Origin of the sequence: Bradyrhizobium hereditatis (assembly GCF_020329435.1) — a bacterium.
In the GTDB taxonomy this organism is placed as follows: domain Bacteria; phylum Pseudomonadota; class Alphaproteobacteria; order Rhizobiales; family Xanthobacteraceae; genus Bradyrhizobium; species Bradyrhizobium hereditatis.
This window is the reverse complement of the sequence record NZ_JAGKJK010000004.1, coordinates 486,950-500,014: the sequence shown is the minus strand read 5'-3', so window position 1 is coordinate 500,014 and position 13,065 is coordinate 486,950. Positions and strand designations below refer to the sequence as shown.

The window sequence follows — 13,065 nt, the reverse complement described above, 5'->3', positions numbered from 1 at the left end:
TTGGCGCCCTCGGACAAACTTGGGAATGGTAACGCGATGAACCTCGGTCAGCTCCACATCTCCCGCCGCACCGCCACCATTGCCGTGGCCTTTGCCGGCCTGGTGTCGCTGGCGATCGGCGCCCATGCGGCGCTGAACAAGCGTTCCCTTGACGCCGCCAAGGCGATCGGCACCGAGCAGACCGGCTCGATCGGTACCGGCGCCAATCGCGTCGCGCTCGTCATCGGCAATGGCCATTATCCGGACGCATCGGCACCGCTGGCGCAGCCCATCAACGATGCCCGCGGCCTCACCGCCGCACTGCGGGCTAAGGGGTTTGACGTCGACGTGGTCGAGGACGCCACCAAGGACGACATGGCCCGCGCCGTCGCCCGCCTGAAGACCAAGATCAAGCCTGATACGGTGGCAATGCTGTTCTTCGGCGGCTACGGCGTTCAGGTCGGCCGCGAGAGCTTCATGATCCCGGTCGACGCCGCGATCTGGAAGGAATCCGATGTCCGCCGCGACGGCGTCTCGATCGAGCAGGTGCTGGATGCGATGACCGAGAAGGGCGCCAAGGCCAAGCTCGTTGTCGTCGACGCTTCCCGCCGCAACCCCTATGAGCGCCGCTTCCGTTCCTATTCGCACGGACTTGCCCCGATCTCGACGCCGGAGAACGCGCTGATCCTGACCTCGGCGACGCCGGGCAAGGTCGCCGACGATGGCAAGGGCCAGTACAGCGTGCTGGTGACCGAGCTGCTCAACAATCTGGACTCGCAGGCCGGCGCTGCCAGCGCCTTCAACAAGACCCGCATCTCCGTCTCCCGCGCCTCCGACGGCGAGCAGGTGCCGCAGGTCTCCTCATCGCTGCTCGAAGACATCAGCCTCGGCGGCTGAGGGCCGCGCGCATCTTCCGCATCAAAGCGCCTTCACGTAACCGCAGCGCCGCCGCGTTGGCAGCGCGCCCCCTCTCCCGCTTGCGGGGGAGGGTCGGGGTGGGGGTGTCTCCGCATCGGCGCTCGTAGTTATCTTGCGCAGATCATGTGAATTGCAGCGCGCATCCATCGTCGCTTGTTCGCGCCGCAAACTCGCCCGCCTGAAGGAGAGGTCAGAGCAAAGCGCCGTACTCACATCGTTCCGAATTCGCGGAGGCACCCCCACCCCAGCCCTCCCCCGCAAGCGGGAGAGGGAGCGCACCTCCGTCGCGGGCGCGATAAGAAACTCTAAGCTGGGTCCGCCTCTACTTCGCGTCCGCGCTCGCCATCACCGGCCGCACCGGATCGCCCTCGCGAAGCAGCGCGCCGGCGCGGGCCACCACGATGTCGCCTTCCTGCAGCCCGGAGGTGATTTCGACCTGGCCCGCGGACATCAGCCCGGTCTCCACCCGCCGCGTTTCGACGCGCGCACGCCGCACCACCTGCACCACGGTGCCGGCGGTGCCGTAAAGGATCGCGGTCAGCGGCACCGCGACGCCGCAGCTCTGCCCGGTCCTGATCTGCGCGCGGCCGGACGAATTGACCAGCAGGCGGCGATTGGTGGTGACGCCGACGAACACCTGCGCGAGCTGGCTGTTCGGCTCCACGGTGGTCGACAGACGCCGCACCTTGCCGTCGACTTCGCCGGCGCCGATCACCTTGATCCGTGCGCTCTGGTTCACTTGCAGTTTTGCAATATCCCGCGTCGGCACCATGCCGACCAGATCGAACTCGCCGCGCGCGATAATCGAGAACAGCGCCTCGCCCTTGGCCGAAGCCATCGCGCCGACTGAAGCCGTCGAGGCCGAGATCACCCCGCCGACCGGCGCCTGCACCGAGATCTGCCCGCCCTCGGGCAGGTTCAGCTTCGCCAGCACCTGGCCCGCGGCGACGCTGTCGCCCGCATCCACCATCACCTCGGCGACCTTCAGCCCCATCCGCTCGGGCCGCACCTGCGTCTCCTCGCGCGCAATGATGGTGCCGGTGACTTCGACGATATTGGCGAAGCAGGATTTCGCGGCTTTGAGGACAGTGACCGCGGCGCCCTTGGGGGCAGTGGGATCGGTGTCGTCGGCGCGCGCAAGCGACGTCGAAAGGCAGAAAAGGCCCGCGGCGAAGAGGGCGGTGAGCTTCGGCGTAAGGTCGCGCGCGGCGGGGGTAGGCATCGGTAATTCCTTCTCAAATTCAGGGCCTTCGATACCAGAAAGGGCACGTTGGAGCCAAGCGGGATGAGGCCTCCGCCAGCGGCGATTTTCCGCAGGCTTGTGGCGCTCTCTGATTTTGTTCTGGCGCGCGGGGAAATGTTCAACCCGTCACCTAAGGCGCGAGCGAAGCGAGCCTTGAAGGATGAATCGGCCACAGTCGGGCTGTCACCCCAAGCTACTTTGCATGGGGTTGTTTTCCATATTTCAGCTGGAGAGTTGCGACAGCTCTGCGCTGGAGGGGCGCGATGGGCGGCTACTGCATCTTCTTGCGACGCGCCGCCGCTGCGGCGGCATCCACCACGTTGTCCACTTCTGCCCGCCAGCCGGTGATTTCGGCGGCGAGGATCGGATGATTGAAACCCTTCAGGTTCAGATCGTCGATCGGCCGGCCCTCGACCCATTGTTCGACCATGCCGTAGACGCGCCTGCTCACGACGATCTGGTTGGCCTTGGCTTCGTCGCAGAGGCGCGAGGCCAGATTGGTCACGCTGCCAATCGCGGCGTATTCCAGGCGCTGCTCAAAACCGATCTGGCCTAGCGTGGCATAGCCCAGAGCGATGCCGATGCCGAAGCCGAGATTGTGGCCGCGGTTGCGCCATTTCTCGGTGAGCGCGCCGATGGTGTCGCGCATCTCCACCGCCATCTTGACCGCACGCGCGGTGTGATCCGCAAACTGGATCGGCGCGTTGAAAAGGATCATCACGCCGTCGCCGGCATAGCGATCGAGCGTACCTTCATACTTGAAAATGAGTTCGCCGAGCGCGGCGTGATACTCGCGCAGCACGTTCATCGCCTCTTCCGGCTCGGTGGTCTCAGTGAAGGCGGTGAAACCGCGCAGATCGCAAAACACCACCGTCACTTCGCGGCGATGGCTGTCGAGCAGGCCTTCATGGCCGTCGGAGGAGGCGATCAGTTGCGCGACCTGCGGCGCCAGGAAACGTTCGAGACGTCGGATACGCTCGATCTCGCCAAGCTGCGTCTCCACGCGCTCTTCCAGCGAGCGGTTCCAGTCGCGAAGCTGGTCCGTCTGTTCCTGCAGCTTGCTGGCCTGCTGACGCACGATATCGTTGGCGGCGAGCAACTCGCGGCTCTTGTGGTCCACTTCGGTGAACAGCCGCGCGTTGCGCATCGCCAGCACCGCCTGGTGCGCGAAGGTCTTCATCAGCCCGATCAGGTTATCGGAGAATTCGCCTTCGTTCCGCCGCAGCACCACCAGCGATCCCAAAATGCCGGTCTGGTCGACCAGTGGCACCACCAGCACCGAGTGGAAGCCGGCTTCGATCGCCACATCGCGCAGCGGATGTTCGGGCGCCGTACCAAGCTGGGGAATCGCGATCGGTTCACCGCTTGTGGCAGCTTCGCCGAGCGGGGAGTGGTCGGCGTCAATGGCGCGGTGTCTACCCTCGGCCGCTTTGTCGATGCCGATGGATTCGGTGAGCGAGAACTGGTGATTGCCCGCATCATAGCCGTAGATCAGCACGGCGTCGGCATGAGTGATTTCGAGCGCGCGCGCGGCGACCGTGGGCAGCACCGCGTTGAGATCGAGCGAGGAGGCGACCGCGCGGCCGACTTCCTCGAGCACCTTGAGCTCGTTGATCGATTGCGCCAGATCCCGCGTCCGCTCTTTCACCTTGGCTTCGAGGTTCGAATACGTCTCGGCGAGCTGGCCCGCCATGCCGTTGAACTGGTCGGCAAGTTCCTCCAGCTCGTCTGAGGTATTCACCTTGATGCGGTGGCCGAAATCGCCGGCGCCAAGCCGCCGCGCGCCGGCCTGCAGCGCGGTGATCGGCACCAGCATGCGCCGCGCCATGATGGTGCCGGCGATGATCGCGACCACGAGCCCGAGTGCGATCAAGAGCGCAATGCGCACCAGTTGATCCCTGATCGGCGTCAGCGCCTGCGCCGTCGGCTGTTCGAAGAACACGTGCCAGCCGAGTTTCGGCACCACGCTCGATGTCGTCAGCACCGCATCGCCATGGACATCGGTGCCCGACGCGGGCGCGACGCCGCCGGGTTTGCTGACGGCCGCCACCTGCGGCAACATCAACAGATTCCTGCCGACCTCGGGCCCCTTCGAGGAAGTCGCCAGCACTTCGCCCCTGGAGTCCGTGACATAGGCATATGCCACCCGGCCGATCTGGGCGTCGATCAGGAACTCCGAGAGGAAATCGAGATCGATCTCGGCCAACGTGATGCTGCCGTCGGCATGCGACAGTGCGATCGACATGAACGGCTGCTGGTCGCGCGTGTAGGCCGGCGCAAAGCTGGTGCCGCGCAAGACCGTCTCGGTGAAGCGGGCGTCGCGGGAGAAATCGGCGTTGCTGCCGAGCGTGACAGTCTGCCGCGTCAGGCGAAGCTGCTCGCGGCCGCTGCTGCTCAGCAGTGAAAGCTGGCTGACCTGCGGCACCTGACGCAGCAACTGGGTGTAGTCGGCACGGCGCTCCTCGATCGTCTTGGCAGAAGCCCGCGTCACCCAGGAGATCTGCCGCTCGAGTTCGGACATCGACTGCTGGATCCGCTTGGCGGTTGCCTGCGCCTTTTCCGACATGCCGTCATGAAGCGAGCTCTTGATGCCGCGATAGGTGATCCAGATTTCCATCGCGCCGTTGACGGCCAGCACGAACACGACGAGCCCGACCAGCGCGACGACGTATTTGGCAAACAGGCCTTCGCGCAGGAACCGGGTTCTGTCTTTGACCTCGCTCATCCGGACCCTCGGCGCCGCTTCGGGCGCGCATTGGTTACTCGCGAGGCCGGCCTCGCTCCCGAGCCCCGCGTGAGAGGTCTATTTAGCACGAATTGGCGGGAGAGACGGGGGCGTCCACCAGCATGGTTAGCCCTGATTTTAGGCAGGAATCGCGCCGTATTCGTCATACCGGGTCCAGCCCCGGCCACGACGGCTTCGATCGAATCGAATTGCTCGGCGTCAGCGATTAAACAATTGCCGCAACACCTCGTTCATCGGCTGGCTCTCCTGCTGCGCGGTCGTATCACTCGGCGGTACGGGAGCTGCCGGTTCGGACGGCGCAGCTTGCGCCGGTGCCTCGGCGGGCGCGTTCGGACTGAGGCTGCGTTGGCCACCCGGGCGCGCACCGCCCTGCCCGAGACTTTGGCCGCCGCCCTGTCCGAATCCGCTCAAGCCTTGCTGCAGGAGATTGCCGATGGTCTCGCCAAGCTGTCCGCCGAGCGGGTTGTTGCCCTGCGGCTGTCCGCCTGTCGCGCCCTGTCCGCCGGCGGTGCCCGGCTGTCCGCCGAGCAGGTTGCCGATCGCGGCGCCAAGCCCGGCGCCGTTCTGGCCGAACAATCCCTTGCCCATTTCTTTCAGCTTGGCGTAGGCGGCCTCTGGATTGTCGAGGATGCCCTGCATCTCCGGATAGATCCGCGGCGCGCCCCATGGGCCCTCGATCATCACGGGGATGCCGAGCCCGACCGGATCGGTGACGCGGCCCTGGCCTTCGGTAGTCAAGACAAGCTTCGGCTCGACACGAAATCCGATCTGCTTGGTGTCGAGCGCGATCGTGCCGACGCCGGTCATCTTGACCAGCGGACCGACGAGATTGAGATCGGTGGTCTGCGCCTGGCCCTTGTCGATCCTGAACGATGCCGACAATTGCGAGAGGTCGGTCGCCTTTTCCTCGCTCTCCTGCCAGCCCGACAGCGTGCTTGCCGTCAACGAGCGGATCATCTGCGCGACGTTGAGCCCCCTGATCGCGCCGTCCTGGAACACGACGAAGGCGGTGCCCGCCATGTTCGACATGATCGCGCGCTGGCTGGTGCCGGAGGAGCGTACGTTGATCTTCGCCTGCATCCTGCCGTCGAGCCTGTCGAAGTCGGCAAGGCTGTGCAGCAGCGGCAACGCGCGCACGCCGGTAAGGTCGGCCCGCATCGCATAGGCGGGATTGGCGCTGGAGACGTCGATCGTCAGATCGCCATTGGCGTTGCCTTCATAGGCGCCAAGATTGGCAACCTGCGCCTTCAGGACACCGCTTGCGAGCGTGGTGTCGATCGCGGCGGGCGCGAAACGCGCGCCGCCGAGACTGAACTCGGCCGCGGAAATGCGCGCCTGTACGTCGATATAATTGAGGCCATTGATGTCGATCGTCGCGTTGCTCCAGGGCTGGCCTGCGGAATTGCCTGTGCTGCGCGACATCGCGATTGCAAGTTTCTGGAAATCGAGGTCGAGCTTGACCAGCGGTTTGCTTGACAGATCGACCGAGGCCCAGCCGTTGAATGCGCCGTCGCCGAGCGCGCCGGTCACGCCGTTGATCATCACGACCGGGCCATTGAGGCGGGCTTCGGCCTTGGCCGTGAGCTGGCCATTCAGCAGGGCGGGCGCATCGATCTTGATTTCGGCCGGGATATTCTGCCGCTCGACCGGCGGCGCAGGCAGCGCCGCCTTGAGCTCGAATTTCAGCGGATTGCCGTTGCTGCGCGCATTGCCCGTCAGGGTGACCTTGCGGTCGGCATCGATGACGATGTCGGCATTGACGGTCTCGATCCTGTTCTCGACCCGGTCTCGCAAATTGGAGAAGATGATGGTGCCGCCGCTGACGCTGACATGCTTGATCGTAAAGGACTCGGCCGTCTTGCCGCCGGCGGGTTTCGAGGGGGTGCTGGCTTCCCTTACGCGCTCGCGCCGCAGCGGCAGATTCACCACCGGGCGGATGATGACGATCTCGGTAATCTCTGGTTTGCCTGCCCACAGGCTCGCAAGCGTGACCTCCGCCTCGATGATCGCGGCGGTGAAGCGATGGTTGATGTCGCGGTCCTTCGGATCCTGCAGCGTGACGTCATTCAGCTTGATGCTGAGCGTTGACCCCAAGCCGATGCTGGCGCCGCCATTGATCGCGAGCTTGTAGCCGGTCTCGCGCTCGACCCGCTCCTTGATCTCGGTCGTCAGGAAGCCGGCGGGGATGCCGACCACCAGCAAAAGCGCCACGACGACGATCACGGCAACGATAGCAGCGCCGGCAATTTTCAGTGCTTTCATCTCGACATTCCAGACCGCGCAAACGGCATCTATTTCGGTGGCGCGACCTGCGGGCGCAACCGGTCAGGCAAGTTTATCCCGGAAAGGGGGTGGGACCCAGCGCCCAAAAATATTCCGAGGGTACTGCAAAGTTATGTGACTTATGACACACTCGGTAGCGGGAAAAACCTGCTAACGGCGCATTCGGGGGACGGTAGAGCCGATCTGGAAGGCAATACGATGAGCAAACAGGCCGAATTTGCGGTCATTTTGAAAATGAACCCGATGTTCGCCGATTTGGGCGCTGACGAATTGCAGCGCATCTCCGGCCTTTGCCACACCCAGCAGCTCGGCGTTGGCGAAATGTTGTTCCAGAAGGGCGATCCCGGCGACGCCCTCTACGGAGTGCGGCGCGGCCAGATCCGGATCGAGACCGGCGCCTCAGACGGTAGTCGCCTGACGCTCAATTTCATGGGTCCTGGTGACCTTTTCGGCGAAGTCGCCGTGCTCGACGGCCAGAACCGCACGGCGGATGCCACCGCCGGCGAGCCCTCGGAACTGTTCGTGCTGCGGCGCGAGGATTTTCTGGCCTTCCTCGAGCGCGAGCCGAAAGTCGCAATCAAGATCATCATGCTGCTGTGCCAGCGTATCCGCTGGCAGAGCGAGCGGATGGAGGAATCGGTGCTGCAGCCGCTGCCGGTGCGCCTCGCGCGAAGGCTCTGCGCGCTCGCCTCGGACTTCGGTTCCGAAGTGCACATCTCGCAGGAACAGCTCGGCGTCTTCGTCGGCGCCGCCCGCGAAAGCGTCAACCGTCAACTGCAGCTCTGGCGCAAGGATGGGATCCTTGACCTGCAGCGCGGACGCATCCTGCTGCAGAACATGACCAAGCTGACGGCGGTGGCAAGGAACGAGTAGGGTAACGAGTAGGGTTATGCGATCGGCAGCCTTCGTCGCCTGACACGATCCCTGTCCACGACAATGATGCTCTGCGCAATGTCTTCTGCGGTCAGGCTGGACAAGATACTTGCAAGTCTGTTTCGCACCGCAATTTCGGTCCAGTCGCCGTTGCGGAAAGGATCAAGCTCGGCTCGAGGGAGCGAGCAACTGCAAGCAAGCGCGGATAATCAAGATCAGCTGTGATTATCGTCCGGGCCTCGTGCTTCGCTCGGGCGACTATCTCGCTATCAGGGGCAAGATGCAGACCCAGATCGGTCGCGTGCACCGCGTCGTGTCCCTGATCGACAAGCCACGCCGCTAAGGCCGGCGAAAGAGGCATGTTGACCAAAAATCTCACTTGGCGGGAACGGGGCGGAGCAGCTCGACCGTCTCGTCTTCAGCGAGGAAGGCCGCGTATCGCAAGGCTTCATCGATATCGCCGGTTTCGATGTAGGGGTAATCCTTGAGGATTGCCTCGCGCGTTTCACCGGCGGCCAACAACCCGAGCAGGCGTGCCACCGGAAATCTCAGCCCCCGTATGCAAGGCTTGCCGGTGCAGACCGCAGGGTCGATGGTGATACGTGTAAAGACCATGCCCCTAAAATAGCGTGCCTTGTGGCATCTTGCCAGTGTGTGGCACGCCGGAGCCCGGCGATGATGACACGCCGGGCGGGTTCTGTGGCGGATCCTCGTGACGTCGGATTCGTGGCAGGAGAATTTTGCCTGACGTCTTGAACGTCACGTCACTCGACGGACCGAAAATTTTCGCCTCACTCCGCCGCGGGCGACATTGCCGGCGGTACGCCGGGTGGGCCCTTGGCCGGCGGCTCGCTGCGATGATCCGGCCCGTGGCCTGCGCCGGATTCCGTCTCCGCGCTGGAGACGATCAGCCGTCTACCCAAGCGCCAGCACAGCGCGCCGAAATCGTCCATCACCATGAACATCGCCGGCACGAACACCAGCGACAGGATAGTGGAGAAGATCAGGCCGCCGATCACGGCAAGCGCCATCGGTGAGCGGAATTCGCCGCCGGCGCCAAACGCCAGCGCTGACGGCATCATGCCCGCCGCCATCGCAATCGTCGTCATCACGATCGGGCGCGCGCGCTTCATGCCGGCGTCGATCATGGCCTCTTCGCGCTTCTTGCCCTCGCGGATCGCCGTGGTCGCGAATTCGACCAGCATGATGGCGTTCTTGGTGACGATGCCCATCAGCATTAAGATGCCGATCCAGACCGGCGTGGTGAGCTGCTTGCCGGTCAGCAGCAATGCTGCGATCGCGCCGCCGATCGACAGCGGCAGCGAGAACAGGATGGTGATCGGCTGCAGGAAGGTGCCGAACAGCAGCACCAGCACCGCATAGACCATCATCAGGCCGGCAGTGATGGCGGTGGCAAAGCCCTCCGACAATTCGTTGAGGCTTTCGGCATCGCCCGACGGACTTACCTTGACGCCCTTCGGCAGGCTCTTCATCACCGGAAGGTCGTAGATCAACTTGGTAGCGTCGCCGAGGGCTGCGGTGCCAACGAGGTCGGCGGCGACCGTCGCCTGCCGCTCGCGGTCGTAACGGTTGATGCTGGTCGGCCCTTGATCGAGCTGGATGTCGGCGACCACCGACAGCGGCACGCCGCCGCGCTCACCGCGCTGACCGAGCGGCACCCGCAATTGCTGCAGCATCTGCAGGTCGCTGCGCGCGCTGTCCTCGAGCTGGACGCGGATCGGCACCTGGCGGTCGCCGGCGTCGAATTTCGCCAAAGCCGGACCGACGTCGCCGATGGTGGCCACGCGGATAGTTTGCGACAGGCTTTCGGTTGAGACGCCGAGCCGTGCCGCCAACTCGGCGCGCGGGCGGATGCGAAGTTCGGGCCGGTCGAGGGCGGTTTCCGAAATCACGTTGGCGATGATCGGAATCCGCTTCATCTGCGTCGCAAGCTCGCTCGCGACGTTGTTGACGATGTTGCTGTCGGCGCCGGTCACAACAAGCGAAATCGCACGCAGGCCGTTTTCGTCGAGGAACCAGAAGCGGATATCGGGAACGTTCTCCAGTTCCTGGCCGATCTCGAGTTCGAGCTGCCGCTGGGTGATCTTGCGATCAGCCTTCGGCGTGTAATTGATGATCAGCGCCGCGCGCCGCACTTCCTGCGTTCCCGGCGGCACCCTGCCGCCGTCGACGAAGATGCTCTTCACCTCCGGGCGCTTGCGCAGCCGGGCGACGATTTCTTCCGTCACCTTCTCGGTGTAGGCGAGCTGCGAGCCCGGCGGCAATTCCATCGCAAGCAGCGAGCGCGCGGTGTCTTGCGCCGGCAGGAAGCCTTGCGGCAGTAGCGTGATGCTCCAGATCGAGGCGGCGAACACGCCGAGACCTATCAGAACGGTGATGAAATAGTGCTTCACCGACCAGGTCACCAGTTTGGCGTAGGTCTGCAGGGTGCGCCCGGGCGGCGGCTCGTCGTGCGGATGATCTTTCAGGAAATAGGCGGCCAGCACCGGCGTCACGAAGCGCGCGGCGAGCAGCGAGAAGAACACCTGCACCGACACGGTGATGCCGAACTGCTTGAAGAACTGCCCGGCGATGCCGGACATAAAGCTGGCGGGCGCAAAGATCGCGATGATGGTCAGTGAAATCGCGATCACCGCAAGGCCGATTTCGTCGGCGGCTTCGAGCGCCGCGCGATAGGGCGATTTGCCCATGCGCATGTGGCGCACGATGTTTTCGATCTCGACGATGGCGTCGTCGACCAGAATACCCGTCGACAGCGTGATGGCGAGGAAGGAGACCAGGTTCAGCGAGAAGCCGAGCAGGTCCATCGCCCAGAACGCCGGGAAGATCGACAGCGGCAGCGAGATCGCGGCGATGATGGTGGCTCTGATATCGCGCAGGAACAACAGCACGACGATCACAGCAAGGATCGCGCCCTCGAACAGGGTCGAGATCGCCGCATCGTAATTGCCCTTGGTGAAATCGACAGAGGTGTCGATCAGCTTCAGGTCGACGTCGGGATGGGCGACCTTCAGTGCGTCGATGCGCTTCTGCACGGCGGCCGCTACCACCACGTCGCTGGCGCCCTTGGAGCGCTTGATGCCGAGCGCTACCACCGGCTCGCCGTTGAAGCGGGCAAAGGTCCGGCGATCGGCAATGGTGTCGGTGACGGTGCCGAGATCGTCGAGCCGCACTTCGCCGCCGCCGAACAGCGGGATCATGGTGCCGGCGAGCTCGTTCAGCGTCTTGGCGCCGGCCAGCGTGCGGATCGCCTGGTCATTCTTGCCGATTTCGGCGCGACCGCCGGCGAGGTCGACATTGGTCCCGCGCAGGATCTGGCTGACATTGACGGCCGTCAGCCCCGCCGCCTGCAGCCGGTCGGGATCGAGCGAGACCAGAATCTCGCGCTCGACACCGCCGATGCGCTCGACCTGGGCGACGCCACGCACGCCCTGCAATGCGCGTTTGACGACGTCGTCGACGAAATAGGAAAGCTGCTCCGGCGTCTTGCCGGGTGAGATCGCCGCATAGGTGACGATCGGCAGACCGATCACGTCGACGCGCTGGATCAGCGGCTCGTTTACGTTTTGCGGCAGGTTGGCGCGGACGCGCGTGACTGCGTCCTTGACGTCGTTGAGCGCGCGGTCGGTGTTGGTCTCAAGCGCGAACTGGATCGTCGTCACCGACAGGCCGTCGGTGATCGAGGACGAAATATGCCGCACGCCCTCGACGCCGGAGACGCCGTCCTCGATGGTCTTGGTAACCTGCGCTTCCAATTCGGCGGGAGCTGCGCCGAATTGCGCGACTGCGACCGAAATCACGGGGATGTCGGCGCTCGGCAGCCGCGTCACCGCAAGCTTGGTGAAGCTGACCCAGCCCAGTACCAGGAGAATGATTGAAAAGACGACCGACGGAAGCGGATTCCGGATCGACCAAGCCGAGATATTCAAAGCCATTAGCGTGCCCGCGTGCGTTCGAGTTCGTCGGCGAACATGGTCTTGACCTGGTCGCCGTCGTGCAGCGAGGTACCAGCATCAGCCACGACGATTTCGCCGACGTCGAGGCCTTCAAGAATTTCGGTTGAGGTTTCGGAGGTAAGGCCGACGCGCACCTTGCGTGTCTCGATCGTGTTGCCTTTGACCACCTGCAGCGTCAAGCGGTCGATCGCGGTGCGGGGAACCGCGACGCCACAGGATCGCTTGGCGTCGATGTTGGCGCGGGCAAACATGCCGACCTTGAGCGAGGGATTGTTGTTCAGTGAAATCCTGACCTTGCCGAGCTGGGTGTTGCGATCGATCTGCGGCGAGATCTGCCGGACCTTGCCGACGACATCGGGTGCGTCGTCACGGCTGATGCGCACCGTGGCGCCGGGATTGAGCTTCAGCAGATGAACGCTCGGCACTTCGGCCTCTAACTCGATTTCATTGTTGACGGAAATACGGAACATCGGGCCTGCCTGCGGCGAGGCCGGCGCGCCGACCGCGGTCCTCACTTCGGTGACAAGACCGGCCGCCGGCGCACGGAGCGAGACCGGCCCGCTGGGCCTGCCGCCGGGCGCGCCCGGAATTTGCGGCGGCGGGGTGAGGCGCGCCAGCTCCTGATTTTCGGTGACCGTATCACCTTCCTTGACGAAGAGATCGGTGACCCTGGAGCCTTCCTGGTCGACGCCGATCTGGGCCTCGCGGCGCGGCACGATGAAGCCGGTGACCCGCACCATGTCGGAGAAGCATGCATTGGTGGATTTGGTCACGATCACCAGCGCCTGGCCGGGCGTTTCCTTTTCTTCGGCGCGAGGACGGTGCTCGAACCAGTAATAGCCTACGGCCAGAACGACAACGAAAGCCGTTCCAAGCGCAGGTTTGAGGTATTCGGAGAATTTCATCGCCGGATCAATCCAGACTGGAAGTCAAAATCAAACGGGTGGATCTGGCTGGCCGAAGGCCTGCGATCGTACCCAAAACGAATACGTCCCGCACGGGCGCTGCGGGACGTATTGTAGCCGCAAACTATTGGTCGGCGCCAC

At 64.1% G+C, this 13,065-nt stretch carries 9 protein-coding genes; 2 read left to right on the top strand and 7 right to left on the bottom strand.

All coding sequences use genetic code 11. The features are described from left to right. The first annotated feature begins 36 nt into the window (after positions 1-36). Positions 37-876 (top strand): caspase family protein, encoded by an 840-nt coding sequence (locus J6524_RS12600; protein ID WP_225670867.1) that lies wholly within the window; start codon positions 37-39, stop codon positions 874-876. A gap of 343 nt (positions 877-1,219) precedes the next feature. Here J6524_RS12600 and J6524_RS12595 read toward each other — a convergent pair whose 3' ends face one another. From J6524_RS12595 to J6524_RS12585, 3 genes are all read right to left on the bottom strand, one after another. After that, positions 1,220-2,119, bottom strand: a complete 900-nt coding sequence (locus J6524_RS12595; protein ID WP_225670866.1) for an efflux RND transporter periplasmic adaptor subunit — start codon at positions 2,117-2,119, stop codon at positions 1,220-1,222. A 292-nt stretch (positions 2,120-2,411) separates the two neighbouring features. Then, positions 2,412-4,865, bottom strand: a complete 2,454-nt coding sequence (locus J6524_RS12590) for an adenylate/guanylate cyclase domain-containing protein (RefSeq protein WP_225670865.1) — start codon at positions 4,863-4,865, stop codon at positions 2,412-2,414. 219 nt (positions 4,866-5,084) lie between these two features. Further along, positions 5,085-7,148: an AsmA family protein gene (locus J6524_RS12585; RefSeq protein WP_225670864.1), complete on the bottom strand. Its 2,064-nt coding sequence runs from the start codon at positions 7,146-7,148 to the stop codon at positions 5,085-5,087. A 219-nt stretch (positions 7,149-7,367) separates the two neighbouring features. Between J6524_RS12585 and J6524_RS12580 the strand changes: the two genes are divergently transcribed. Continuing rightward, complete coding sequence (locus tag J6524_RS12580; RefSeq protein WP_225670863.1) at positions 7,368-8,042, top strand: Crp/Fnr family transcriptional regulator; 675 nt, start codon at positions 7,368-7,370, stop codon at positions 8,040-8,042. Between the two features lie 91 nt (positions 8,043-8,133). Here the strand turns inward: J6524_RS12580 and J6524_RS37935 are convergent, their stop codons facing one another. The 4 genes from J6524_RS37935 to J6524_RS12560 form a co-directional block, all read right to left on the bottom strand. Then, complete coding sequence (locus J6524_RS37935) at positions 8,134-8,421, bottom strand: DUF5615 family PIN-like protein (RefSeq protein WP_376712012.1); 288 nt, start codon at positions 8,419-8,421, stop codon at positions 8,134-8,136. Further along, positions 8,418-8,657, bottom strand: coding sequence for a DUF433 domain-containing protein (locus J6524_RS12570; protein ID WP_225670862.1), 240 nt, complete (start codon positions 8,655-8,657; stop codon positions 8,418-8,420). The genes J6524_RS37935 and J6524_RS12570 overlap by 4 nt, the downstream gene beginning before the upstream one ends. 176 nt (positions 8,658-8,833) lie before the next feature. Next, a complete protein-coding gene (locus J6524_RS12565; RefSeq protein ID WP_225670861.1) occupies positions 8,834-11,998 on the bottom strand; it encodes an efflux RND transporter permease subunit in 3,165 nt (1,054 codons plus the stop codon). After that, complete coding sequence (locus J6524_RS12560; protein ID WP_225670859.1) at positions 11,998-12,924, bottom strand: efflux RND transporter periplasmic adaptor subunit; 927 nt, start codon at positions 12,922-12,924, stop codon at positions 11,998-12,000. The genes J6524_RS12565 and J6524_RS12560 overlap by 1 nt, the downstream gene beginning before the upstream one ends. Positions 12,925-13,065 lie beyond the last annotated feature (141 nt).

Coding starts and splice junctions, on each gene's coding strand:
- J6524_RS12600 (WP_225670867.1), top strand. CDS start 37: ATGAACCTCGGTCAGCTCCACATCTCCCGCCGCACCGCCACCATTGCC.
- J6524_RS12560 (WP_225670859.1), bottom strand. CDS start 12,924: ATGAAATTCTCCGAATACCTCAAACCTGCGCTTGGAACGGCTTTCGTT.
- J6524_RS12585 (WP_225670864.1), bottom strand. CDS start 7,148: ATGAAAGCACTGAAAATTGCCGGCGCTGCTATCGTTGCCGTGATCGTC.
- J6524_RS12595 (WP_225670866.1), bottom strand. CDS start 2,119: ATGCCTACCCCCGCCGCGCGCGACCTTACGCCGAAGCTCACCGCCCTC.
- J6524_RS12580 (WP_225670863.1), top strand. CDS start 7,368: ATGAGCAAACAGGCCGAATTTGCGGTCATTTTGAAAATGAACCCGATG.
- J6524_RS12565 (WP_225670861.1), bottom strand. CDS start 11,998: ATGGCTTTGAATATCTCGGCTTGGTCGATCCGGAATCCGCTTCCGTCG.
- J6524_RS12570 (WP_225670862.1), bottom strand. CDS start 8,657: ATGGTCTTTACACGTATCACCATCGACCCTGCGGTCTGCACCGGCAAG.
- J6524_RS12590 (WP_225670865.1), bottom strand. CDS start 4,865: ATGAGCGAGGTCAAAGACAGAACCCGGTTCCTGCGCGAAGGCCTGTTT.